The organism is Mycobacterium hainanense (assembly GCF_041890355.1).
Taxonomy (GTDB): Bacteria; Actinomycetota; Actinomycetes; order Mycobacteriales; family Mycobacteriaceae; genus Mycobacterium; species Mycobacterium hainanense.
The window spans coordinates 2,680,693-2,704,735 of record NZ_CP169059.1 but is presented as its reverse complement, the minus strand read 5'-3'; the positions used below and the strand labels follow the sequence as shown (position 1 = coordinate 2,704,735).

The following is a 24,043-nucleotide window of genomic DNA, read 5'->3' as shown; positions in this document are numbered from 1 at the left end:
CAACCAGCACAGGTTCCCGCTGAACAACGGCACCGGCCAGATCCCCGCGCTCTACGGTGGGCCACGACCCATCAACCGAGAGTCGTGTAGCGCCCGGACCACTATCGGGTCCGACGGATGTGTTGTCCGGCGCAGCCTAAGTGGACATCGGAGGTGCTTTGCTTACTGAAGCCATCGAGCACATCCTGGGGCGCCGCTCAGCCGGATTGAGTGCTGGAGCAGACCCGGAGTTGGGGCGGCCGTCGTGATCGGCTGAGAGGATGTCGAGTGTGACGGAATACTGCGCCGACTGCGATTTCACCTATGAGCTCGACCAGGTTTTGAGTGCGCCTGAGAGCATTCGACAGCTTGCCGGCCAGGTGGCCGCGATCCTGCAAAGCGATGCGGTCAACCTACGTTGCCGGCCTGATCTCGCAACGTGGTCACCGCTGGAATACGGATGCCACATCCGCGATGTGCTACTCGTCCAGCGCGAACGCGTCCTCGCTGGCCGCCGCTGCGCCGGCGCAGAGTGCTTACCGATGGGCCGCGAAGAACGCGTTGAGCACGACGGGTACAACGAGCAAAACCCCGCCGATGTCGCGCGCCAGCTCCTCGATGCAGCCTTACTGTTCGCCAACGTTCTAGCAAGGCTGACGGCTGAGGACTGGGACCGCACCGTCGTCTACAACTACCCCGAGATCCGCACACGTTCGCTCAAGTGGCTCGCAGTCCACACTCTCCACGATGTGCAACACCACTTCTATGACATCCGTCGCCAAATTGCTTGAGCCACCAACTCGTGCTGCGACCGCAGGCTACCGTTACGCTGCAAACGAAATCACCAAAACCGGCTCTGGATGCGCGAGACCGCTCGGCGATGCTCAAATACCTATTGCGGTCGACTTACTCGGGGATCGACGACGTCATAGGAATGCTTGACCTGGTCTCATACCCAGTCGAAAGCGGCCTTGGGCAAGGCGGACTGAGGTCTCGATGAACTCGTGGTCTCCCAGGTAGTCGCTCGCTGGTGCTGCATGGAACATCCCGCCGCCCGATGCCTGGAGGCAACCCTCTTCTCAGGCCAAAATTGGTGTGCAGAAGGAGGTTTGATTGCCGCCGCCGTGTTTAGCGGTGTACATCGCGGTGTCGGCGGCACGAATCAAAGCTTCCATCGCTGAGGCGGGGTCCTCAACACCGCTCCAGCGCACGACAGCAGCGCCCACGCTGGCGGTGACCGGTTGGGGCAACTCGGCGATAGCCGCGCACAATCGAGGCGGCAATGCGTGAGCCGCGTCGTTGGGCAGTGCGTCGATCACGATGAACTCTTCGCCACCGAACCGACCGACGATGGCAGTGGCGCTGGCCCGCCGCAGGGCCCAGCCGACGGACGCCAACACCTGGTCACCGGCGATGTGACCGTAGTTGTCATTCACCATTTTGAAGTTGTCGAGGTCGATCATCACCACCAACAGGTGTAAGTCGGCGGATGGTGTGGTCAACAACGTAGTGGCCCGTTCGTAGAAGGCGCGCCGGTTTAACAGCCCAGTCACGGGGTCGTGATCGGAGCGGACGACGTCAGCGCCTAGCGTGCGCACCACCGCCTGGATCGCCAGGGGGAAAGCCACATTGAGCTCGAGGATCAACCACAAACCCACCGCCGTGACCGCGAGGGTGTGGCTTTGGGTCATACGTGCCGCGCACAGCGCGCCGGTGATTACTGCCAGCGCCACATTCAACGCAATGGCCTTGCTGTTGTGAAAGAACGCCAAATAACCGCCGGTCACGGCCAATCCCGTGCATCCCATCAATGCAATCACTGGGTCGGCATGCAGTAAAGATCCGACCGCAATCAGGCCGCCGCCGACCAAAGCCATTGACAGTGACTGCACTCGGCTAGGCCAGCGGCGACACCACAGCACGGCATAGGTCAGCCCGGTGGTGACGGCGATGATGCTGGCGACAGCCGCAATTAACGGGGAGCGGGGCGCCGAGAAGAGCAGGCCCACTGGCATCAGTGCCAGCGCCGCCGAGATGAGAGTCATCAAAACCCGCATCGGCGGCCCTAGCCCGCGGGCCCGCAAATAGCCGGTGAGCCAGTCGAACTGGTCGGGTTGGTACCACCACCGCAGGAAAAACAACCGCGCCGGTCGCCCACCGCGATCACTATTCGTACTCACCATGCGCGCCTTTGCGACTTCCTCACCACGGTTGCCTGTTCCGGGGTCCATCGTGGCTAGGCCGCTGACCCAACGAATGGTGATCGAGCAGCGAACCGACCCAGTGCGCCTGATCCTTACACGATTGTGTCCGACCATCGATAAGACACGCGACCACCAGGTCCGCCACCGCTCCCGCCGCGCACGTTATCGCCAGCAACCCTTCAGCGACGCTGCGTGCGCGAAGACTGTATGCGGCCACGCGACCAAACCTAGTTGCTGGCTGGGCCGCGGGGAATCGCTTATGCGAGCTTCACAGGGGGAGAAGGCCGATTTCTCCGGGGTCGGCGCGCAGCGCGCAAGGGCTCGACACTATGGCGCTCTCCAATCAGCCCAGGTCTGCACTTTACGATGACGTGCCAGACGGGCGCTGACGGCACATGCGGTTTCTGGGTCAGAACGGGTTAGATTGAGGCTTATGCCTCGCCGTCGACTAGATCGAGCAGCTAGCCTGACCGCCCAGACGTGTGCCATCCAGCGAGCCGCAGAGTCGCTGCAACCGCCTCGTCGCCGGTTGCTCGACGACCCAGACTCGAGGCTGTTCACCGGCCGATACGCACCGCTGCTGGCCAGACCGGCCGTTGCGCGCGCGATGTTGCGTGCCCTGGACGGTTACCTGCCCGGCTTACATATCTACATCGTCTTGCGCGTCCGCTACACGGATGACGTTCTCCGGCAGGCTATCTCGGCGGGTACCGACCAGATCGTCCTGCTGGGCGCGGGATTCGACACCACCAGCTTGCGCACGCCCATCAACGATGCCGGGCCCACCATTTTCGAGGTCGACGCACCCACCACCCAACAGGAAAAGCGGCGACTCCTGGAACGTGCACACCGAGCTGTCGACCCGCGGATTAACTGGGTTTCATGTGATTTCGAATCCGATCGTTTGCCCGAGCGTCTGCACCAAGCGGGATTCGACCCGACCCGACCGTGCCTCGTGGTGTGGATCGGTGTATCTGTCTACCTCACGCGGACCGCGATTGATCGCACTCTGGCCGATCTCAATAGCATCTGCACACCCGGAAGTCTTCTCGTCACCGATTACGGCGACCCCGAGATCGTTACCGGGACACACCCACTCGTGGGTGCACGCCGCACTGCGCGCCTGGTACGTCGCCGCGGCGAACCTTGGCGTACTGCCTTGTCGCTGACCGAACTAACACGGGCACTCGACTTGGTTGGCTTCAGCGTCCGAGACCACGCGCGAGTCCCCGAACTCGCCAAGCGATACGCCCCAAACGGACAACCGTGGTGTTCCACCGACGACTGGCTGGGCGTGCTCACTGCCGAACGCCGCCCTTGACCGGCGCGGCTGTAAGAATCCGATCTAGACAGCGGCCACACAGATTGCGATAACCGCAAGAATCAAGCGAGTCGCGAACGGCCGCCTCGTCGCGTAGATCGGCGATGGCGACGTCGGCGCCCCGCGGGATTGCGCTCGCAGTTAAATGCCTGCCCCACAGCGCATCTGGTGTGCTGTCCGGTCAGTCGTTAGCGTCGGCGGGCCAGTGCGCGGTGAGCGCGGTCGGGGTCCATGTCGGCCAGGCGGGGGAGCCGACCATGAATCCTCCGCTGAGTTGAGCGACGATGCGCGGACCGCGTGCGGCGCTGTTGTCGTAGAACGTGGCGGCGTCGGCACGCAGCGCGGCGGTGGCCACCAGGCCCCAAAGGCGTCGGTAGCGTTCGCGAATCTTGACTTTAGGGACGTCGTGTCCACCGGCGGCGACGCGGTGGCGGACACGCTGCACAGCCAGGTCCTCGGGGATGAGCACGGCATGCAGGATGACCGTGTAGCCGGCGGCCTGGGCGGTGTCGATGAGCTCCAGCTTGGACGGATGGGAGAACACCGTTTCAGCGATGAAAGGTTCTCCGAGCTCAATGAGCTGCGCGCGGGTCTGAGCGGCGATACGCGCGGCCTCGTAGGAATGTTTGGCGGGCGCCTGGGGCCAGCGGTGTTTGGCGATCTCGTCGGCGTTGACGACGGCGCTGCCGGGCAGCAGCGGGGCCAGGGTCAGTTCAATGAAGGTCGATTTCCCGGCGCCGTTGGATCCGACGACCAGATCGAGGCGGTTCAAGGCAACAACAGGTGGCCGAACGTCGTGGGGGAGCCGGTCATTTCTGTTTCAGGAGTGCCGTGCTGCCGTCCGGACGGTACTGGACAATGTCACCGTTGTCATTGACTGCGACGGTGGTGATACCGCGCGCCGCCAGCGTCTTGCCGTAGTGGGTGTTGGCGAGGCTTTCTTCGACGGCGGCGGCGATCTCGGCGTTGAACACCACGCCCTCCGCGGCCGACAGATCACGCAACGGCATCTCGCCGGCCAGCGCGGCTTCTACTTTGCGTCGGGCGGCGCTGTGCTGGCTGGACACCGCGCGGCCTACGCGGGCCCAATGGTCGAGCTGCTGCTTCGCCGAGCGGCTCTGGCGGGATCCTTCGACCGCGGCGCTGTCCATGAGGTCCGCGGCGACACGCGTCACCCGATCAGCGGTGTCCCTCATGACGACCTCCTGTAGCAGTCTGCAACAAGCGTAGCAGAATGCTACACGCGACGGGCTCGTTCCTCCGTCGCTGCCGGCGGCAGGGTTGCACCCGAAGCTGGGGGCTCAGACGACGAGGTAGCCGAAGTGTGCTCCGGAACTTGACGAACTCTGATCGCATGACGTCGCGCAGTCGTGATCGGTTTGCTGGGAGCGTGGCGAAAAGTGGTGAAACGACAGAGCAATACGGCGGAGTTTACTTGACATAATGTCGCTTATCGGCACAAATGAATGCCGAGTTCAAGCGATTGTGGCCGGTGACCTGGCCTTTTATCCAGTCGCCCGGGCCTCCGTGCAGCCTTGCCTGCCGCGCCGCGCCGCGCCGCCGCGCAAGTAGCCGTGAGGCGATGACGAGTAGCTAGTTCGGCACCGAACGCCGAGTTCAACCGATTGTGGCCGGTGACCTGGTCTTTTATCCAGTCGCCCGGGCCTCCGTGCAGCCGCACCTGCCGCGCCGCCGCGCAAGTAGCCGTGAGGCGATGACGAGTAGCTAGTTCGGCACCGACCACCGGGCGTCCCAAGTACGCGTGCAACAAGTGGCCGCTTACCACTCCCGCCTCCTAGCGGTCACAGAGGCCAATACGTCACTGTGACGCATTGGCCTGGCTCACAGGCGCTTTTGAGGTGTCGCCCATACCCACCCCGGCGGGCGCCCAGTGGTGTGCGGCGCCGACCGTCGGGCATTGGCGACGGCCCAATGCCCAACACCAGAAGGCTCGGGCGCCCCCGCCCCCTCCCCGCTCATCACTGTCGATACGTCACTGTGACGAATACTGTTGCGGCGCAGGGTTATTGCAGCGCGAGTTATTGAGATGCGGCGCCGGCCGGTGCTAGCTCGCCCTGTGGCCCCAGGGCCTGGGGCGCGTGCGGCGGTGCGTGTCGGTCGACCAGAGATGGCCGCAATCCGAGCACTGCAGGTGCACCAGGGTGCCCTTGTTGCTCAGGAGGTACTGCCAGTGCGTATCGCAGTTGCGAGTGCTTCGACAATCACCACACCTGGCGCGGTGATCGCAGCGCGGGCAGGGCAACCATGCACGGCGGCCGCGATCGGCGGTCGGATCAATCGGTAGCACGAGCAGCCGTCCGTTCTGGCAGGATGCCGGCGCGGACTAACTCGTCGTAGACCCGTTGCTGCTCGTCATCCAGATTCGAGTACAGCATGTCGTACGCCCGCTCCTCGTCGCGCAGCACGGCGATCGGGTCCCAGTCATCACCCATCGCTTCGAGCATCGCGCCGCGCCTGCGCGCCTCGTCGAGGGTCAGGTCGTAGGCAAAGTCGAGGTCGGCCATCGCGCTCCCAGCCATTGGATAGATATTCAAACGAGCCGTCAGGATTCCCGAGCTGACTCCGATCAAGCTATGAGCTACGTCACTGTCTACCGTTGACGTTCGTCACACTCGGCGTCGAGCACCGACCACCCCCGGCCACGGGGCGACGCTACGGCGATGGCACGCGCCATTAGGCTCCCCAAGTCCGAGGCGGCCCCGGAAAACCCCTGCCCCACTTATCGCCCGTAATACGTCACTGTGACGAATATTCATCTAGGACAACGCTTTTGACGAACTTCAGGCGGTGTGCGGCGGAAAGTAAATCTCTTGCGTTACCGTGCACACCAGTCCGCCGTCGCGGTTGAACATCGTCCCACTCGCCAACGCCAGCGAACCGGCGCTACTCGGTGATGCGCGGTCGTAGAGAAGCCAATTCGACAACGCGCGCCGAAAAAGTCCGGCCTTCCTGGAGGTCGACAACTTCGAAGTTCACCGACCGACGCGAATCACCTGGGCGCAGGAAATACGTGTGGACGCTGTGCGGCACACGACCTGGTGTGGTGTAGCTTGCCGCCAGCAAAGCCTGGGCCGAGATATGGCCGCCGAGAATATGATTGGCGGGCGCAGCCAGCTGCTGCCCAACGAAGATGCCCTTGCCGACTCTATCGAGCTCCAACGTGGCGAGCACGTCGTTCAACGAGGATGACATCACGACTTATATTGCCGGATCGTTTGTTCACGCACTCAGGCGCCGGTAGCGGTCAAGTCGCCGCAGGGCCTGTGCCGGCGCCCGCCCAGGGACAGGCTGCAGCGCGCTTTCGACTCGCGCACGCACAACGTCGACGTCGAGATCCATTCCGATCGCCACAAGACGATTGGCCAGGGCTCCCCGCGGTGCAGGCCCGATGTGGATTGCGCTACCCACCAGATTGACGACATAGCTATGAACGGTCGCGCGGCGGCGCACTGCCACGATCCCTTTCAGCCTGAACACCTGCCGCGGCGGATCCTCGAGAAGGTCGCACAAGGCATCGGGGTCGACGCATCCGGAGCTGCGGACGGTGACGGCGTCGGCGTGGACGCGGTCATGGTCATGGTTGTGCTCGGGCGCCAGATCCAGGAACGAGAGCTGTCCGACCTGGCCAGACGTGGCGGACGCGTCGAAGAGTAGCTCCGGGGCTATCTTGCCGCCCGTTGTGGCCACGACGTGTATGCGCGGATTGCGTTGCGCCGCACGCTGTGTGACGCGTTGGACCATCGCCACCCGGTCGCTTTCGGGCACCTGGTCGAGCTTGTTGACGACGATCAGCGACGCCGCGCCGTAGCGCACAGGCGGCAGGGCGCCGCAATCGACAGTGTCGAAGTGGTTCACGGCGTCGACGATGTCGACAATCCCGCCCGGGCGAACCCCGCGGATCTCACTGAAGCCGATGAGCCGCGCAACAGCCACCGGGTCGGCTAGACCGCTGGCCTCGACGACGATGGCATCGAGACGCCGAGCCGGGTCGGCGAGCTTGATGAGCGCGTCGTCGAGCCCACCGCCGTCGGGTAGGCAACAGATGCACCCTCCCGCAATCGACGCTGGCTCGTCGACCTGGCCGGCCACCAGGCTGGCGTCGATGTTGATGTCGCCGAAATCGTTAACCACCACACCGATTCGCGTACCAGGATGACGTAACAGATGGTTGAGCAACGTCGTCTTGCCGGCGCCCAGATGACCAGTGAGCGCGATGACGGGTATCGCAGTCACGCCTCACCCTCCACATCGACGCCCGGACGTCCGATGCTAACCAGCGCGGCATGCACACCCTGCTGCAGCCCATCCGCCCGTTCAGTCGCCGGGTGCCGACCAGTGCACCACCTTCATGGCGGTCATCTCGTCGAGTAGCTCGGGCCCGAAGCCGAAGCCCGTGCCGCTGGCACGGCGGGGTTCGGAGGCTCCCCCCGGGGCCCCGCCGAAGACGTTGTTGATCTTGACGGTGCCGACCGGAAGGCTGCGCCACGCCTCCTGGGCATGCGCCATGCTGCCGGTCAGCACGGTGGCGGCCAAGCCGTACCGGTCGTCGGCGGCTTCGGCTAACGCGGCGGCGAAGTCCGGCACCACCTGGACCGGCGCGATGGGACCGAATGTTTCCTCGCGCATGATGAGCATGTCGGGCGTGCAGTCGGTCAACACCGTCGGCGGGTAGAACGAACCTGGCCCGGGTCGCGGCTCACCGCCGACCAGAACGTGGGCTCCGGCGCGGGTGGCGTCTTCGACGTGCGAGTGCACATGCTCGCGGTGGCGCTCGTCGACCAGCGGTCCGATGCGGTCGGCCCACGCGATCGCCTCGTCGATCAGAGCGTTCAGGAACGCATCGGCGATCGATTGCACGACGTAGACCCGCTCCACCGAGACACAGATCTGTCCGGCGTTCGCGAAGGCACCGAGCGCCGCCTGGCCGGCCGCCCAAGCCGGATCCACATCGGCGTCGACGATCAAAGCATCGTTTCCACCGTTCTCCAGCAGGGCCTTGGCGCCTCGTTCGGCACAGGCCCGCGCGATCGCTCGGCCAGTCGCGCTGCTGCCGACGTGCGCGACGACATCCACCAGCTCCGCGGCCGCCAACCGCTCCCCGACAGTGCCGTCACCGTCCACAATCTCGAGGACACCGTCAGGCAACCGGGCGGCCAGCAGTTCGGCGAACCGCCGCCCGGTCCGGGGGCAGCGCTCGCTGGGCTTGTGCACCACCGTGTTCCCGGTGACCAGGGCCGCGCCGAGCAGGCCGGCCGCCACCGCCACGGGATCGTTCCACGGCGTGATCACCGCGACCACGCCGCGCGGCTGGGGAATCATCAGGTCGGTTGTGGACCAGCCGCCCTGCAGGGCGCTCCCGCGGTGCAGCGGACCGAGTTGGGCGTACTGAAGAAGCGTTTCGATGCCCGCGTCCACGCCGCCGCGCGCGTCGCCGCCCAGCTTGCCGGTCTCCCGCTCGTTCAGTTCGGCGAGTTCGTCGGCCGCAGCCCGGACGTCTGCCGCCGCAGCCGCCACGGCGGCGGCACGTTCGGCCGGCGAGGTGCGGGCCCAGTCGCTAGCCTTGGCCGCCGCGCGCCTGACCGCTTCATCACAGTCGGCCGGCTCGGTGATCGGCACCTGGGTGACGGTGTCGCCGGTGCGGGGATCCAGGACGCTGATGATTTTGGTAAGGGTCGAAGCCACGACAGCGAATACCCTGCGGCGGGCCCGACCAATCAGACACCGTCAAGAATCGCTGGTCAGCGCGGTAAAGACGCCTCGGGACAGGATGCCGGTCCGGTATGGTCAGCGTGTCCGCCGGCGGAAGGGATTGAGGGCTTCGATGGCAAAACGGTTCCCCGACAACGCCTTTACCTCGTCGCAGGCGGTGGACCCCGGACTGCGCAAGGTTGCCCGGTTTCTTCCACGTGGGTATGCCCTGCAGCGTGGGCTCAAAGTCCAGCGGGCGATCATGAACTTCCTGGGGACCCAGGGGCGGTTGCGCGACGTGCCGGAAGCGACGGTCAACGAGCACGTCACGGTCCGTCTGCATCGACCGGTCGATCTTGCCGACGCCGCCCCGGCCATGTTGTGGATCCACGGCGGCGGAACCATCATGGGTCGCGCCGCCCACGACGATAAGTTCCTGCGCAAGCTGTCAACCCGCACCGGTGTCGCGATCGCGGCGGTGGAATATCGCGTGGCCCCCGAACATCCCTATCCGATCCCGGTCGAGGACTGTTACGCGGCGCTGCGCTGGCTCGCGCGCCAGCCATGGGTTGACTCCGATCGGCTCGCCGTAGGTGGAGCCAGTGCTGGCGGCCTATTCGCGGCCGCGGTTGCACACCGGGCTCACGACCGCGGTGACGTCAAACTCGCCTTCCAGATGCTGGTTTATCCCATGCTCGACGATCGGACCGGTGCCGAACGCAGCGGTCGGAGGCGCATCATGTGGACCGAAACCGACAACCAATTGGCGTGGCGCTGGTATCTCAGCGGCGCCGACGCCAACGACGCGGCCCCAGCGCGGCGGGTCGATTTGTCCGGGCTGCCGCCGGCGTGGATCGGGGTCGGAACGTTGGACCTCTTCTACGAGGAGTGCGTGCAATACGCGCGGCGCCTGCGGGAGGCGGGCGTCCCCGTGCACGAGGAGATCGCCCCCGGCGCCTTCCACGCCTTCGACCAGATAGCGGACAAGGCGCCCGTATCGGTGAAATTCTTTGCCAGCCAGTGCGATCACCTTCGGAACGCGCTCGCCGCGTCCGCTGCATAGCCAGCACGCCCAAAACGGCCGAACCGGCCCGCCCACGAACGTGTTTGGCCCCGACGCAGCTCAGGCGACGTGATTCCCGAAACAAGGTCGGTCGGCGAATGCCGTCACTTTTAACTGCAAAGTGTGCAGTATGTGCAACTATGGACGCCGTGGGCGTCAATCAGATGGGTCTACGCGAGCGCCGCCGCCGCCAAACGAGCGCGGACATCCGCGACGCCGCGGTGCGCCTCGCGGTGGAACGCGGCTACGACAAGGTCACCATCGACGAGATCTGCGCCGAAGCCGGTGTCTCGACGCGCACCTTCTTCAATTACTTCCCCAACAAAGAATCGGCGATCGCCTACGGCCCCTCGGACATCCCCCCCGAACTGGTAGCGGACTTCGTCGCCGCGGGTCCGGCCCCGTACTCGGTTGTGCTGGCGGAGCTGATCACGCTGGCCGCCCACCATCTCCGCGACGTGCCTCCGCGCCGCGAACACGCGGCCCACATGCTCGAACTCGCCAAGACCTCGCCGGCGGTGTTGGCGGCGTTCCTCGCCGATCTGGAACGGTTTCAGACTCACCTGACCGACGTGATCGCCCGCCGCCAGGGCATGCGACCCGACGACGAGATCGTTGCGTTGATCGCCGCGCTGGCGCTAACCGCGGTGCGTTCTGGCATCGAGCGGTGGTCGAGGGGCGAGGGAGACGCCGACGACACGCCGATGCCCCACGTCGAGCGCGCCGCCGCGCTGGTCAACAGCATTTTCACGGAGTGATCTGAAACACTGATCGCAATCGTTGCATGCTGTGCAACAAATGCACAGTATGTACTATGCTCTCCTTGCGGTACTCGAGAACGCTTTCGCGTCCCAAGGCACGGGTCGCACTGGGGGCGACAATCGGTGTTCTCGGAAGATCGCTAGCTCGAACCATCGAACCTGTACGGAACCGATGCGACCGTCGAAACCGTTGCGGCGCAGCGTGATCCGTCGCGCGCGACTGACCACATCATGATCGGGCGATGAGGAAGGGAATTCCCTAGGTGCAGATCTCGAAGGTTGTGCGCAACGCTTGGTTGCCACTTCTGATCGTCGCGGTCCTTGTGGTCGGTGGCTTCGCGGTGGCCCGGGTCAAGTCGTTCTTCGGAGCCCACGACACGGGCATCATGACGAGTCCGCGGCTGGACGATTCCAAGCCGTTCAAGCCAAAGGTCGTCAAGTACGAGGTGTTCGGCTCGGCCAGCACAGCCAACGTGAACTACTTGGACTTGTCCGCCGACCCGAAGCGGGTCGACGGCGCGCCTTTGCCGTGGACGCTGGTGCTCAGCACGACTGCCCCATCGGTCTTCCCGAACCTTTCGGCCCAAAGCGACGGTAATTCTTTGGGTTGTCGCATCACCATCGACGACGAAGTCAAGGCCGAGAACCAAACCAACGGCGTGCACGCCCTGACCTTCTGCTTGGTGAAATCCGCATGAGCGCACACTTCGATGACGCCCGCACTGACACCCTTCCCGTAGCCGACGAACCGGTACGGGACAAGATTCCGCGGATCATCCGGACCTTCGCGGTTCCCATCATCATCGGCTGGATCGCGCTGATCGCAGTGCTGAACACCGTCGTCCCCCAGCTGGACGAGGTCGGGAAGATGCGCTCGGTGGAGATGACGCCCGATGACGCGCAGTCGGTCGTCGCGACCAAGCGCATGGGCGCAATCTTCAAGGAGTACAAGTCCAACAGCTCGGTCATGATCGTGCTCGAGGGGCAAAATCCCCTCGGCGCCGACGCTCACGCGTACTACGACCAGATGGTCAAGAAGCTCGACGCGGACACCAAACACGTCGAGCACGTTCAGGATATGTGGAGCGACCCACTGACCGGGGCGGGCGCCCAGAGTAACGACGGCAAGGCGGCTTACGTCCAGGTGTACCTGGCCGGTAACCAGGGCGAGGCACTGGCCAACGAATCGGTCGAGTCCGTCCAGAACATCGTCAAGAGCCTGACCCCGCCTCACGGGGTGAAGGCGTACGTCACGGGCCCCGCCGCGCTGTCCGCGGATCAGAACACGGCCGGTGACCGCAGCCTGCAACTCATCACCGCAGCCACCTTCACGGTCATCATCGGCATGCTGCTGCTGGTCTACCGGTCGGTCGTCACCGTGTTGCTGACGCTGTTGATGGTGGTGCTCGAGCTGTCCGCTGCGCGGGGCATGGTCGCTTTCCTCGGCTACTTCAACATCATTGGGCTGTCCACGTTCGCCACGAACCTGTTGGTCACGTTGGCGATCGCGGCTGCCACCGACTACGCGATCTTCCTGATCGGCCGATATCAGGAAGCGCGCGCGGTCGGCGAGTCACGCGAAGACGCGTTTTACACGATGTACAAGGGCACCGCTCACGTGGTGCTCGGGTCGGGCCTGACCATTGCCGGCGCGACCTTCTGTCTGCACTTCACCAACCTGCCCTACTTCCAGACGCTGGGCATCCCGCTGGCCATCGGCATGGTGGTCGTCGTGGCCGCGGCGCTCACTCTTGGGCCCGCGGTTATTTCGGTGGCGACTCGCTTCCGTAGGACGCTCGAACCCCGTCGGACACAACGCATTCGCGGGTGGCGCAAGATCGGCGCCGTCGTGGTCCGCTGGCCCGGACCGATCCTGGTGGTGACGATCGGGATCGCCCTCGTCGGCTTGCTGACCCTGCCCGGATACCGCACCAACTACAACGACCGCAACTACCTGCCGGCCGACCTGCCCGCCAACGAGGGTTACGCGGCCGCGGATCGGCACTTCTCCCAAGCGCGGATGAATCCCGAAGTGCTGATGATCGAAAGCGACCATGATCTGCGCAACTCCGCCGACTTCCTGGTGATCGACAAGATCGCCAAGACGGTCTTCCGCGTGCCCGGAATCGGCCGCGTGCAGGCCATCACCCGCCCGCAGGGCACGCCGATCGAGCACACCTCGATCCCGTTCCAGATCAGCATGCAGGGCGTCACCCAGCAGATGAACCAGAAGTACCAGGAAGATCAGATGGCCGACATGCTGCACCAGGCCGACATGATGCAGACGACCATCGACAGCATGGAAAAGATGTCGAGCATCACCGCGCAGATGGCCAACGACATGCATCAGATGGTCAAGAAGATGCACGACATGACCATCGACATCAACGAATTACGCCAGCACATGGCCGATTTCGAGGACTTCTTCCGGCCGATCCGCAGCTACCTGTACTGGGAACGGCACTGCTACGACATCCCGGTCTGCTGGTCACTCCGTTCCGTCTTCGACGGCCTGGACGGCATCGACATCATGACCGACGACATCCAGAGCCTGCTGCCGATCATGGACCACCTGGACACGCTGATGCCCCAAATGGTGGCGCTGATGCCGTCGATGATCGAAAACATGAAGGCCATGAAAACGACGATGCTGACCATGTATTCGACCCAGAAGGGTCTGCAGGATCAGCAGAACGAGGCGCAGAAGAACTCCAACGCCATGGGTAAGGCGTTCGACGCGTCCAAGAACGACGACTCGTTCTACCTGCCGCCGGAAACCTTCAACAACGCCGAGTTCAAGAAGGGGATGAAGAACTTCATCTCCCCCGACGGCCATGCCGTGCGCTTCATCATCAGCCATGACGGCGATCCGATGTCGCAGGAGGGCATTTCGCACATCGCTGCCATCAAGAAGGCCGCCTACGAAGCGCTCAAGGGCACGCCGCTGGAGGGCTCGAGGATCTATCTCGCGGGCACCGCCTCGGTCTACAAAGACCTCAGTGACGGCAACACCTATGACTTGCTGATCGCCGGGATCTCGTCCCTGTGCTTGATCTTCATCATCATGTTGCTCATCACGCGGGGCGTGGTGGCGTCGGCGGTCATCGTGGGCACGGTCTTGCTTTCGCTGGGGGCGTCGTTCGGCCTGTCGGTGTTGATCTGGCAGCATCTCATCGGCATCGAGCTGCACTGGATGGTGCTCGCGATGTCGGTCATCATCCTGCTTGCCGTGGGTGCGGACTACAACCTGCTATTGGTAGCGCGGTTCAAGGAGGAAATCTACGCCGGCCTCAACACCGGGATCATCCGGTCGATGGGCGGCACCGGTTCGGTCGTCACCTCGGCGGGACTGGTGTTCGCGTTCACAATGATGACGATGGCGGTCAGTGAGCTGACGGTCATCGGCCAGGTCGGTACCACCATCGGATTGGGTCTGCTGTTCGACACCCTGGTCGTCCGGTCGCTGATGACGCCGTCCATCGCCGCGTTGCTGGGCAAGTGGTTCTGGTGGCCGCAACGGGTGCGGCAGCGCCCGGTTCCATCGCCGTGGCCCAAGCCGAGTGAGAATGCCGCCCATGAGGACGCCGAATCCCTCGCTCCTGCAAGATAACCCAGTCCGACTGCTCCGCTGACAACCAAGTGCTAACCCGCCATATTTGACTCGCGCAAGGCGGCGTTTTCCGATCAGGCGCGGTCGTGCAGCGTGATGTGGTAGCCGTCGGGGTCGGCGAAGGTGAACGTCCGACCGAAGGGGCCGTCGATCGGTGCGGAGACGATGGTGTGACCGTCGGCGACGAGAGCATCGTGGATGGCCTGGACATCGGTGGCATGCAGCCAGATCGCGGCGCCGATGCCGGGCTGAGCAACGGCTGCGAGGTCGGTGCCGGGGACGACGTCGCGCAGTGCGAACGTAATCGGCTTCGTCTCGAAGACGACGGCGTGCGGAGGCCCGGCCTGCGAGCGGACGAGGCCGAGGTAGCGCTCATAGAACGCCTGCGAAGCGTCGAGGTCACGCGCCTGGAGGGAGATGAAGTCGGGGCCGGTGACGGGCATGATGCTCCTTTGTCATGTGTCAGTTTTCTGACATAGGTCACCATATGTCAGAATACTGACATGAGTCAAGACGGTGTCGGCGTCGACCTGAAGACATCACTGGGCTACCTGTTGAAAGAGGCGTCGAGCGCCCTTCGCGCAGCCATGGAGGAGGTGCTGCGGCCGCTCGGGATGAGCGTGACGCACTACTCATGCCTCGAGCTGCTGGCTCAGCGACCGGGCTTGTCGAACTCCGAGCTCGCGCGGGGCGCGTTCGTGACACGGCAGTCGATGAACGTCCTGCTCCAGGCTCTGGAACGAGACGGCTACGTGACCAGGCCCGCGTCAGCACCCGTCGGAAAAGTCCTTCCGGCCCGGCTCACACCCCGCGGCCGACGGAGCCTCGAGAAAGCGTCGGCGGCGGTCCGCTCCGTCGAGGTCAGAATGCTGGCCGGCCTTACCGAGGCCGAGCAGTCCGATGCGTTCCGGATCCTGCAGAGCATGGTCCAGTCCCTGCGCGAGGGCAACGATGGCGCATAGCTCGTTCCCCGGCGCACCTCTCGTCGCGCCAGGACAGGGACGCGGCCGGGCCTGAATTCAGTGGCAGCGCTGGCAAGTGGTCCTGGTGGCCGCAACGCGTCCGGCAGCGCCCGGTCCCCTCGCCGTTGCCCAATCCCTCGCTGCCGTTAGGTAACCCAGTCCGGCTGCCCGCCGGTGTCCACTGCGGAGAAGTCCTTGTGGCCCAGGCCGGCGGTGGTGCCGCCGTCGACGACGAACTCCGAGCCCGTCGAATAGCTCGAGTCGTCGCTGGCGAGATAGACAACAAGGTTGGAGACTTCCTCGGGTTGGGCGATGCGGCCCAGCGCGGTCTGAAAGATGTCCTCGGGGACCCACTCGGTCATCGGCGTCTTGATCAGCCCGGGATGGATCGAGTTGACCCGGATCCCGCTGGGCCCCAACTCCAACGCGGCCGACTTGGTCAGCCCCCGGACGGCGAACTTGGTCGCGGTGTAGCCGTGGCAGGCGATCGTGCCGGCGAGTCCCTCGATCGAGGAGATGTTGATGATCGACCCCCGCCCGGCATCCTTCATCGGCTTCACCACGGCGCGGATGCCCAGGAACACGCCCGTCAGGTTGATGTCGAGGATGCGCTGCCACTCCGAGAGCGCGTAATCCTCGAATGTGCCGATGTTGATGATGCCCGCGTTGTTGACGAGCACGTCGAGGTGGCCGAACTCGCTCAGCGCGGTGGCCACCGCGGCGTCCCAGTCCTCGGGTTTCGTTACGTCGAGGTGGATATAGCGGGCGGCGTCCCCCACTTCAGCCGCGACCGCCTTGCCCTCGTCGTCGAGGATGTCACCGAACACCACCTTGGCCCCCTCGCCCACCAGCGTTCGCACGTGCGAGGCCCCCATCCCCCGCGCGCCCCCGCTGATCAGCGCGACCTTTCCGGCCAACCGTCCTGCCACTGTGATTCTCCTGTCGTGTGGGCCCTAAGCACCATACGTACCGCAGGCAATGTATGGCCATTGGCCTATTTTTTGTCCGACCATCGAAAAACCATCAGGCAGGCGATCAGGCCGCCCACGCTCCACGCGGTCAGCACGACAAACGTCGGCCAGTGCTCCCAGCTGCCGGCCGGCTCGAAGGCGGCCATGTTCGGCGGCAGGAGCACCGATCGGAACCCTTGGGCCATCCACTTCACCGGAAAAACAGAGCCGAGGGTCAACATCCACGCCGGCAACGCGGCCAGCGGCACGTAGGTGCCCGACACGAACTGCAGTGCAACCCCCGGCCCGTTGGTGATCACGGCCGCTGAAACCGCGCTGCTTGCGAAATTGCTGACGAAAATGCCCAATAACGAACAGCTGATGATGCCCATGATGAACACCCAGGTCAGTGTGAACCATCCGAAGGCATCGGTCGGTAGCTGAAGTTTGAAGACGAGCACACCCACCGATAGCAGAACGACGGCCTCGGCCAGGCTGGCGACGGCAACCAGGGCGATCTTTCCGATGAAATACGACGACGCGGTCGTAGACGTCCCCCGGAGCCGTCGCAGTGCGCCGCTCTCTCGGTCGGCGGCAACGCTGATGCCGAGGTTGATAAAGGATGTGGACAGGATGCCGTACGCGAGGATGCTCGCCGCGAGAACGGCGCCGGTGCTGGTGTCGCTGTGCGGCATCTTCGTCGAGAAGATTGAACCCAACAGAATGCCGATTACAGCAGGCATCGAAAACGTGAGCACCAACTGCTCTGGCCGGCGGTAGAACATTTTCAGCTCGGGCACGATCCTCGACACCCCGATGCGAAGTGGACTCGGGAGCGCCGCCTCGCCGTGGCGCTGCGGTGCCGGACCCCGCACTTGGTCGACGCCCGTCACGTCTCGCCGATCAACTGCAGGTAGGCGTCTTCCAGCGTCGGCCGCGAGACCGTCAGCTGGGCCAGTTCTGCCCCGTCCTTCGACCGCTGCCTGATCAAGTCGGTCGGCCGATCCGTCTCCTGCACGTGGACACGGCCCGCCTCCACCCAACGGACCGTAGCGGCGGAATTGACGTACTCGGTCAGTTTTTCCGGTGAGTCGACCGCCACCACCCTGCCGCCGGCCAAGACTGCGACCCGGTCCGCCAGTGCGGCGGCCTCTTCCAGGTAGTGGGTCGTCAATACGATGGTCGTGCCATCGCTGGCCAACAATCTGATGAGATCCCAGAACCGTCGCCGGGCGTCGGGATCGAAACCGGTCGTCGGTTCATCCAGGAAGAGCAATTCGGGCATGCCGATGATGCCGAGGGCGACGTCCAGGCGACGACGCTGCCCACCTGACAGCGTCCTCACCCGGGAGTCGGCTACCGAGGTCAGGCCGACGAGTTCAAGGGTCTCCCCCGGATTTCGCGCCCGCCCATAGCATTTCGTCAGCATCCCAACGGTTTCCGCCACGGTCAGCATTCCGGCGTCGCTGACTTCTTGCAGCACGATGCCGATCTTGGCGCGCCAGCTGCGGCCGGCGGTTCCCGGATCTTCGCCCAGTACCCGCACGTAGCCGGCGTCCCGTTGTCGATGGCCCTCGAGGATTTCGATCGTCGTCGACTTTCCCGCGCCGTTGGGACCGAGGATGGCGAAGATCTCGCCATGGCCGACGTCCAAATCCACCTCGCGCACCGCCGGTATTTGCCCGTAGGCCTTTGACAGACCTCGAACGTGCACGGCGGGGGACGGCTCCGGAGCCATCACTGGGGTTGGCTCCGCCTTCTCAGCCAGCCGCTCGGGTCGCGCCGACGGTGCCCGCCCGGGAGAACTCACGCCCGCGATCCCCCCGAATCCCGCTCGCCGACCGGCGTTTCGAGATCGACCAGAAGTGCCCGCAGTTCGTCCTCGGACAACTGCTCCACCAAGCGGTCGATCTCGGAGGCTGCGGTGCGTTCCGGCGGCTGTTCGGTGACGACGGATGGGTCGGTGCCTCTCAGTTGAAGCCGGCCAAGTACCCGAGCGGCCAGCTCGTTGACGCTCACGCCCCTGAGCAGTTCCAGAACGGGAAGATCGACGGCGAACTGTGCGTGGATCCTGGCCCTGAAATCCATTGCCATCATGGAGTCCAGGCCGAGGTCGTCGAGGGCGTCGTCGAGTCCGATGTCGGCCGGGGCGAGGTCGAAGACCGCGGCGCCGATTTGTCGAACCATGCGAGCGACCATGTCCACCCTGTCGGCTTCGGGGCATGCCGCAAGGGAATCCAACACGGACGTCTCACCATCGGTTTCGGTGGGCGACGGTTCGCTCTCCCCCAGTTCGGAGAACATCGCCGGTAACTGTCCGACGAGGCCGACGCGACGGGCCCGCGTCCAGTCGGCGGTGATGGCGACGACGTTGGCAACTGGCTGATTGATGAGCCGATCGAGGATCTGGGCACCCGCGACGGGCGTGATCAGCTCGATCCCCCGCTGTGCGTAGATCTTTTCGAGCTTGAGCTCTTCGACCATGCCAACCGACCACGGACCCCAAGCGATGGTCAGCGCCGGCAGACCCGCGGCCCGTCGATGATGCGCGAAGGCGTCGAGGAACGCGTTGGCGGCGGCGTAGTTGCCCTGACCGGGTGATGCGATGACCGACCCCGCGGACCCGAACATCACAAAGAAGTCCAGCTGCTGCCCCTTGAAAACGTTGTGCAACACGCGAGTACCGAGGACCTTGGGCGCCATCACCTTGGCGAAGTCCGCCTCGGTCATGTTGACCAAGAGTTGGTCGTGGACACATCCGGCGGCGTGAACGATTCCACGCACCGGCCGGCCGTCGTCGCGGATGTGCTCACTCAACCAAGCCTGCACCTGTTTGGCGTCGGTGATGTCGACGCTGGCGCTCGTCACTCGGGCGCCGAGGCGCTCGATCTGCCGGATCGCGTCGACAGTTGACCGGTGCTTGTCGCCGTGGGGCAGCGACGGCCAGCGACTCCTTGGCGGCACGGCGCTTCGGCTTAGCAGGACGATGTGCCGCGCTCCCCGCTCGGCAAGGTATGTCGCGACGACGCGACCGAGGGCTCCCGCTCCACCCGTGACAACGTAGGTGGCATCGGTTGCGAGCTTGGTCGGGAAGGCTTTCGAGAGGCTGCTGCTCGAGCGAAGGCGCGGGACGAACGTGGTGTGGCCGCGGATGGCGATCTGATCCTCGGCGTCGTCGTCGAGCACGTGGTCGCAGATGCGCGCTGCAGCCTCGAAGCGATCGTCGGCGGCGTCGATATCGATCAGCCCGCCCCATTGCTTGACCAATTCCTGGTGTCCCACGACGCGACCGAGCCCCCAGAGGGCCGCTTGTTCGACCGCGAGCGCTTCGGTCCCCGGTGCCGGTTGCGCGTTTGCGGTGATCAAGTAGAGGCGCGGCTGGACGGCGTCTTGCTGCGCGAGGAATTTCACGACGTGGAGCGCCGTGAAAACGCCCATGCGAGCGGCGGGTTCGGCCAGATCGATGTCATCGCCGTCCGGTTCGCCGTCCGGATGTGCGGGCATATCCAACGGCCAACAGTCGATGATCCCGGCAAGGTTGCCTTCGTTGGCGCAGTGGGTTTCGAGCAACTGATGTAGCTGGCGCGGTTGGCTGGGATCGACCGCGTAGCCGCCGTCGGATGCGGCGAGCGTTTCGACGGGTCGGTGTTCGACCACGCGGACGTGCTGGCCCTTGCGGCGCAGCTGCTCCGCGAGCGCTGAGCCGACACCACCCGCATCGACGAAGACAAGCCACGACATGCTCTCGGCGGTGATCGAGTTCTCCCGCTCATCGTATGGAACACCGGTACGCGCAACCCACTGGAGCTCGTAGAGCCCCTTGTCCACACGCTCAGGCGACATGTGAGACGACGCAGCGAGCGATTGCACGGTGAAGCCGTTGAAGACAGCGAGCGGCTGCCCGGCGGCGCCGGTGACGGTTATGTCGCTCTCGATCTCGTCGGCGGTGGCTGACACGACCCGTACGTGGACGGTCATGTCTTCCTGCGCTGAGCCGTATACGGCGATTTGCCGGATTCGAACGGGAAGATAGGGACTTTCGCTGGCCTCACGCCCGAAAAGCGGCGCACCAAGAAGTGTCTGGAAGGCGCCGTCGACGAGGACCGGATGGAATCGGTATCGGTCGACTTCGTCGCGTAGCACTGCCGGAACGACGATTCGCGCTCTCGCCCAACCATCTCCGGCAGTCGCCCCGGAGATGGTCTGGAACGCTTGGCCATACGTCAAGCCCACGCCTTGGGTACGGGCGTAGAAATCCTCGCCGCCGATCGTCGTGGTCTCGCCCGCGCCGATGAGGCTGTCGCAACGCTCAGGCGATCTCGGAAGTGTGTTGAGCTCAGCGGTCGCCGTCAGCGTCCACTTCAGTTCCCCGCCCGCGGTCGCAGTGAACGCGGTGAATTCCAGTGCGCCAGTGTCCTGGTCGAGGGTCGTCCTGAGTATGGGGTCACAAGTGTCGTCGAGAAGGAGAGCCCGTCTCAGCGTCAGATTCTCAACGCTGTGATCCGCCGTTCCGTAGGTTTCCTGACCGGCCGCCAGGGCCATTTCGATGAATACCGCTCCGGGTACCATGACACTGCCCTGAACCCGGTGATCCGCGAGGAAAGGCAACATCGCGGTGCTCAACTCCACTTCCCAGGTGGGACGCACCGCGCCGCCCACCGGTTGTCCGAGCAGGGGATGCACCGGGTTGTAATGCAGGTCCTCCGCGGCTTCCTGGGTCTCGTTCCAATACCGTTTGGACTGCCATGGATACAGGGGGAGTTTCAGCGGCCGCGCCCCTTCCCTCGGGTATAGCGCTTCCCACCTCACCGGGCGGCCCTCGCAATGCAGCGCGCCAACGCAATTCATTAACGAGCGGCCATCGTCGGCGTCGCGCCGCTGCGTCGGCAAGACCACCACGTCGGCCTTATGGGCTGAGGCGATCTCGACGATGGACGTCGCGAGGACGGGATGCGGCCCGAGTTCGACGAAGTGGGTGTATCCGTCGACGAGCATACGGCTGACCGCGGGTTCGAAAAGTACTGTGGCTCGGGTATTCTGCCACCAGTAGGCGTCGCCGGCGGCGTAGCCGTCCAGGCGCTCGCCCGTCACTGTGGAATACAGCGGGATGGTCGCCGGACCCGAAGAAAGCCCTTGCAACGCGCTGCAGAGGTCTTCTCGCACCATGTCCATGTAGTGCGTGTGATACGGCACCTGCACGTTGAGGAACCGGTTGAAGATTCTGATCTCGTCGAGTTGGCGGGCGATGCGGTCCAGGGCGTCACCGTCGCCTGCGAGGGTGACCGCCGAGGGGCTGTTGACCGCGGCGATGGATACACCGGTCCCGAGGCCATCGACCGCCGCGTTCTCGGTGAGCGATTCGGCACCCAGACCGACGGCCAGCATGCGGCCCAACCCTCGGGTGCGCTGTTGCAGGCGACTTCGGTGGAAGATGACGCGGATCGCCTGTTCGAAGGTGAGAACACCCGCCAGATAGTGGGCGGCCACCTCGCCGGCGCTGTGCCCCACCACGGCGTCGGGGATGATGCCGAGTTCTTTGAGCTGCTCGGCCAGCGCGACCTGGATCGCGAAGTTGGCGGGCTGGGCCACGTCAGTTTCCGCCATGCGGGATCGCGATTCGTCCGCGCGGAGTTCGTCGATCAAAGACCAATCGGCATAACGGGATAGCTCGCGATCGCTTCGGGCGATGCTGTCGGCGAAGGCGGGATAGGCGTCGAGCAGCCCTCGGCACATCTTCCACCACTGGGGCCCCATGCCTGTACAGACGAACGCCAACTTCGGCGTGGCCGGAGGCGTGCGGCCAACCGGGCTTTGTCCCTCCGCCAGGGCTTGGAGTTGACTCACGGCGTCGGCGACACCGTCGGCGACGATCGCGCGGCGATGCGTCAGGTGGGTGCGACGCCGGCTGAGCGTGTAACCGAGGTCGCGCAAGGTGATGTCGGGGCGGGCGTCGACGTGCTTCGCGAGCCGATGCGCCGTCGCGGCTAACGCTTCTTGGGACCTCGCCGAGATCGGCAGCAGGGCCAGCGGCAAATGCTGCGACGGTGTCCGGTCGGCCCGGGCGGGGATGGGCGGCTCGGCAAGCACGACGTGTGCGTTGGTGCCGCCGAAGCCGAAGGAGTTCACTCCCGCGACGCGTCGCCGGCTGCCGGGAAACGGACGACCGGTCGCCGGTATCTCGATGCCCGAATTCGCAAGCGGTATGGGCGCATTGAGGTGCAGACTCGCCGGGATGTACCCGTGTCTGAGCACCAGCGCCGCCTTGATCAATCCGGCAACCCCGGCGCCGGCCTCCAAATGGCCGATATTGGTCTTGACCGAGCCGATCAGCAGTGGGTCGGCCGGTGAGCGGTCCGCGGCCAGCACGTGGCCGAGCGCCCCAGCCTCGACCGGATCGCCGACGGGGGTGCCAGTGCCGTGCGCCTCCACATAGCCGACCTCGTCCGGACGGATACCCGCCCGGCGCAGCGCCGTGATGATGGCCGCCTCCTGCGCCGCGGCGCGGGGCACGGTGATGCCGTCGGTGCGGCCATCCTGCGAGACCGCGGACCCGAGGATCTGAGCGTAAATCTCATCACCGTCGGCCAGCGCCCGTTCGAGCGGCTTGATGACGACCACCGCGCCACCTTCTCCGCGCGCGTAGCCGTCGGCGGAGCGGTCGAAGGCCTTGCAGCGCCCGTCCGGACTGAGGAATCCGCTTTTCGATTCGGCGATGGCGGTGTTGGGTCCGATCATGACATTGACCCCACCGGCCAGCGCGAGATCGCATTCACCGTTCCAAATGCTGAGCGCCGCAAGGTGAACGGCGACCAGTGAGCTCGAGCACGCCGTGTCGATCGTCATGCTGGGTCCCCGGAAATCGAAGGCGAACGAGATCCGGTTGGCCAGCATGGTCATCATCATTCCGGTGGCGGAATGGGCCTTGAAGCGGTACCGACTGACGCGACCCTGATTCTGCAGAAGTTGGTAGTCGAGGGTGAAACCGCCGACGAAGACGCCTACTTCGGTTCCTGCCAGGCTGTCCGCGGATATTCCACCGTCTTCCAGCGCCTCCCATGTGGCCCGCAACAGCAGGCGTTGCTGCGGATCGATCAGGTGCGCCTCGCGGGGAGAGATCCCGAAGAATTGAGGGTCGAATTGGTCTATCTCGCTGAGGAACCCGCCTCGACGGGTGACCATCTTGCCGACCTTGGCGGGGTTCGGATCGTAGTATTTTGCGGCGTTCCAACGCGATTCGGGAACGGTCCCGGTGGCGTCGGTTTCGCTGCAGAGCAAGCGCCAGTAGCTCTCCGGGTCCTCGGCACCACCTGGAAACTGACACCCGATTCCGACGATCGCCAAGGGGTCGCGGCTCGCGGTTGCGGCGCGCATGTTCATCCTTTCGCCGCGAGACGTTGCACCGGTCCACGCCGGGTCGAGGAGTGCGTTGCATAGGAAGTCCGTGCCCGTTGTTCGCGCCGACGGGTGACCCGTGCCCGTCCCCA

The 24,043-nt window shown here is 64.7% G+C and carries 18 protein-coding genes and 1 pseudogene; 7 read left to right on the top strand and 12 right to left on the bottom strand.

Annotated elements, in window-relative coordinates; genetic code table 11:
• Positions 1-269: 269 nt before the first annotated feature.
• Positions 270-770 carry a DinB family protein gene (locus ACEL92_RS12580; protein WP_374025863.1) on the top strand — a complete coding sequence of 167 codons (501 nt, stop codon included), beginning with the start codon at positions 270-272 and terminating at the stop codon, positions 768-770.
• A 288-nt stretch (positions 771-1,058) separates the two neighbouring features.
• On the opposite strand, the gene ACEL92_RS12575 is transcribed toward ACEL92_RS12580, so the two are convergent.
• Positions 1,059-2,210: a diguanylate cyclase domain-containing protein gene (locus tag ACEL92_RS12575; protein ID WP_374025862.1), complete on the bottom strand. Its 1,152-nt coding sequence runs from the start codon at positions 2,208-2,210 to the stop codon at positions 1,059-1,061.
• 406 nt (positions 2,211-2,616) lie between these two features.
• Between ACEL92_RS12575 and ACEL92_RS12570 the strand changes: the two genes are divergently transcribed.
• Positions 2,617-3,504 (top strand): class I SAM-dependent methyltransferase, encoded by an 888-nt coding sequence (locus ACEL92_RS12570; protein WP_374025861.1) that lies wholly within the window; start codon positions 2,617-2,619, stop codon positions 3,502-3,504.
• Positions 3,505-3,685: 181 nt separating this feature from the next.
• Here ACEL92_RS12570 and ACEL92_RS12565 read toward each other — a convergent pair whose 3' ends face one another.
• The 6 genes and pseudogenes from ACEL92_RS12565 to ACEL92_RS12540 all read right to left on the bottom strand — a co-directional run bounded on the left by ACEL92_RS12565 (position 3,686) and on the right by ACEL92_RS12540 (position 9,207).
• Positions 3,686-4,276 (bottom strand): zeta toxin family protein, encoded by a 591-nt coding sequence (locus ACEL92_RS12565; protein ID WP_374025860.1) that lies wholly within the window; start codon positions 4,274-4,276, stop codon positions 3,686-3,688.
• A 37-nt stretch (positions 4,277-4,313) separates the two neighbouring features.
• Positions 4,314-4,700, bottom strand: a complete 387-nt coding sequence (locus ACEL92_RS12560; protein WP_374025859.1) for a hypothetical protein — start codon at positions 4,698-4,700, stop codon at positions 4,314-4,316.
• 1,098 nt (positions 4,701-5,798) lie between these two features.
• The gene (locus tag ACEL92_RS12555) at positions 5,799-6,029 is read right to left on the bottom strand and encodes a DUF6400 family protein (protein ID WP_374025858.1); all 231 of its coding nucleotides are present in this window, start codon (positions 6,027-6,029) and stop codon (positions 5,799-5,801) included.
• A 276-nt stretch (positions 6,030-6,305) separates the two neighbouring features.
• A pseudogene (locus tag ACEL92_RS12550) lies at positions 6,306-6,717 on the bottom strand (acyl-CoA thioesterase domain-containing protein).
• 27 nt (positions 6,718-6,744) lie between these two features.
• Positions 6,745-7,758, bottom strand: coding sequence for a GTP-binding protein (locus tag ACEL92_RS12545; protein ID WP_374025857.1), 1,014 nt, complete (start codon positions 7,756-7,758; stop codon positions 6,745-6,747).
• A gap of 81 nt (positions 7,759-7,839) precedes the next feature.
• Positions 7,840-9,207 (bottom strand): aldehyde dehydrogenase, encoded by a 1,368-nt coding sequence (locus ACEL92_RS12540; protein ID WP_374025856.1) that lies wholly within the window; start codon positions 9,205-9,207, stop codon positions 7,840-7,842.
• Between the two features lie 139 nt (positions 9,208-9,346).
• Here ACEL92_RS12540 and ACEL92_RS12535 point away from each other — a divergent pair, with 139 nt between their 5' ends.
• From ACEL92_RS12535 to ACEL92_RS12520, 4 genes are all read left to right on the top strand, one after another.
• Positions 9,347-10,276 carry an alpha/beta hydrolase gene (locus ACEL92_RS12535; protein WP_374025855.1) on the top strand — a complete coding sequence of 310 codons (930 nt, stop codon included), beginning with the start codon at positions 9,347-9,349 and terminating at the stop codon, positions 10,274-10,276.
• 164 nt (positions 10,277-10,440) lie between these two features.
• Entirely contained in the window at positions 10,441-11,034 is a 594-nt protein-coding gene (locus tag ACEL92_RS12530) for a TetR/AcrR family transcriptional regulator (protein WP_374026193.1), read from the top strand.
• 266 nt (positions 11,035-11,300) lie between these two features.
• Positions 11,301-11,735, top strand: a complete 435-nt coding sequence (locus ACEL92_RS12525) for an MmpS family transport accessory protein (protein ID WP_374025854.1) — start codon at positions 11,301-11,303, stop codon at positions 11,733-11,735.
• Positions 11,732-14,647: an RND family transporter gene (locus ACEL92_RS12520; protein WP_374025853.1), complete on the top strand. Its 2,916-nt coding sequence runs from the start codon at positions 11,732-11,734 to the stop codon at positions 14,645-14,647. The genes ACEL92_RS12525 and ACEL92_RS12520 overlap by 4 nt, the downstream gene beginning before the upstream one ends.
• Before the next feature lie 74 nt (positions 14,648-14,721).
• On the opposite strand, the gene ACEL92_RS12515 is transcribed toward ACEL92_RS12520, so the two are convergent.
• Entirely contained in the window at positions 14,722-15,090 is a 369-nt protein-coding gene (locus ACEL92_RS12515; RefSeq protein ID WP_374025852.1) for a VOC family protein, read from the bottom strand.
• Between the two features lie 60 nt (positions 15,091-15,150).
• Here ACEL92_RS12515 and ACEL92_RS12510 point away from each other — a divergent pair, with 60 nt between their 5' ends.
• Positions 15,151-15,609: a MarR family winged helix-turn-helix transcriptional regulator gene (locus ACEL92_RS12510; protein WP_374025851.1), complete on the top strand. Its 459-nt coding sequence runs from the start codon at positions 15,151-15,153 to the stop codon at positions 15,607-15,609.
• A 146-nt stretch (positions 15,610-15,755) separates the two neighbouring features.
• Here the strand turns inward: ACEL92_RS12510 and ACEL92_RS12505 are convergent, their stop codons facing one another.
• From ACEL92_RS12505 to ACEL92_RS12490, 4 genes are all read right to left on the bottom strand, one after another.
• The gene (locus tag ACEL92_RS12505) at positions 15,756-16,538 is read right to left on the bottom strand and encodes an SDR family oxidoreductase (protein ID WP_374025850.1); all 783 of its coding nucleotides are present in this window, start codon (positions 16,536-16,538) and stop codon (positions 15,756-15,758) included.
• 65 nt (positions 16,539-16,603) lie between these two features.
• Entirely contained in the window at positions 16,604-17,359 is a 756-nt protein-coding gene (locus ACEL92_RS12500) for an ABC transporter permease (protein ID WP_374025849.1), read from the bottom strand.
• Positions 17,360-17,448: 89 nt separating this feature from the next.
• Entirely contained in the window at positions 17,449-18,297 is an 849-nt protein-coding gene (locus tag ACEL92_RS12495) for an ABC transporter ATP-binding protein (RefSeq protein WP_374026192.1), read from the bottom strand.
• Positions 18,298-18,365: 68 nt separating this feature from the next.
• A complete protein-coding gene (locus ACEL92_RS12490) occupies positions 18,366-23,930 on the bottom strand; it encodes a type I polyketide synthase (RefSeq protein ID WP_374025848.1) in 5,565 nt (1,854 codons plus the stop codon).
• Positions 23,931-24,043: the final 113 nt, after the last annotated feature.

What these genes read in the sequence shown, in the direction of transcription:
- ACEL92_RS12575 (WP_374025862.1), bottom strand. Translation starts at nt 2,210, where the DNA reads ATGGACCCCGGAACAGGCAACCGTGGTGAGGAAGTCGCAAAGGCGCGC.
- ACEL92_RS12570 (WP_374025861.1), top strand. Translation starts at nt 2,617, where the DNA reads ATGCCTCGCCGTCGACTAGATCGAGCAGCTAGCCTGACCGCCCAGACG.
- ACEL92_RS12560 (WP_374025859.1), bottom strand. Translation starts at nt 4,700, where the DNA reads ATGAGGGACACCGCTGATCGGGTGACGCGTGTCGCCGCGGACCTCATG.
- ACEL92_RS12555 (WP_374025858.1), bottom strand. Translation starts at nt 6,029, where the DNA reads ATGGCCGACCTCGACTTTGCCTACGACCTGACCCTCGACGAGGCGCGC.
- ACEL92_RS12535 (WP_374025855.1), top strand. Translation starts at nt 9,347, where the DNA reads ATGGCAAAACGGTTCCCCGACAACGCCTTTACCTCGTCGCAGGCGGTG.
- ACEL92_RS12530 (WP_374026193.1), top strand. Translation starts at nt 10,441, where the DNA reads ATGGGTCTACGCGAGCGCCGCCGCCGCCAAACGAGCGCGGACATCCGC.
- ACEL92_RS12520 (WP_374025853.1), top strand. Translation starts at nt 11,732, where the DNA reads ATGAGCGCACACTTCGATGACGCCCGCACTGACACCCTTCCCGTAGCC.
- ACEL92_RS12515 (WP_374025852.1), bottom strand. Translation starts at nt 15,090, where the DNA reads ATGCCCGTCACCGGCCCCGACTTCATCTCCCTCCAGGCGCGTGACCTC.
- ACEL92_RS12510 (WP_374025851.1), top strand. Translation starts at nt 15,151, where the DNA reads ATGAGTCAAGACGGTGTCGGCGTCGACCTGAAGACATCACTGGGCTAC.
- ACEL92_RS12495 (WP_374026192.1), bottom strand. Translation starts at nt 18,297, where the DNA reads ATGGCTCCGGAGCCGTCCCCCGCCGTGCACGTTCGAGGTCTGTCAAAG.
- ACEL92_RS12490 (WP_374025848.1), bottom strand. Translation starts at nt 23,930, where the DNA reads ATGCGCGCCGCAACCGCGAGCCGCGACCCCTTGGCGATCGTCGGAATC.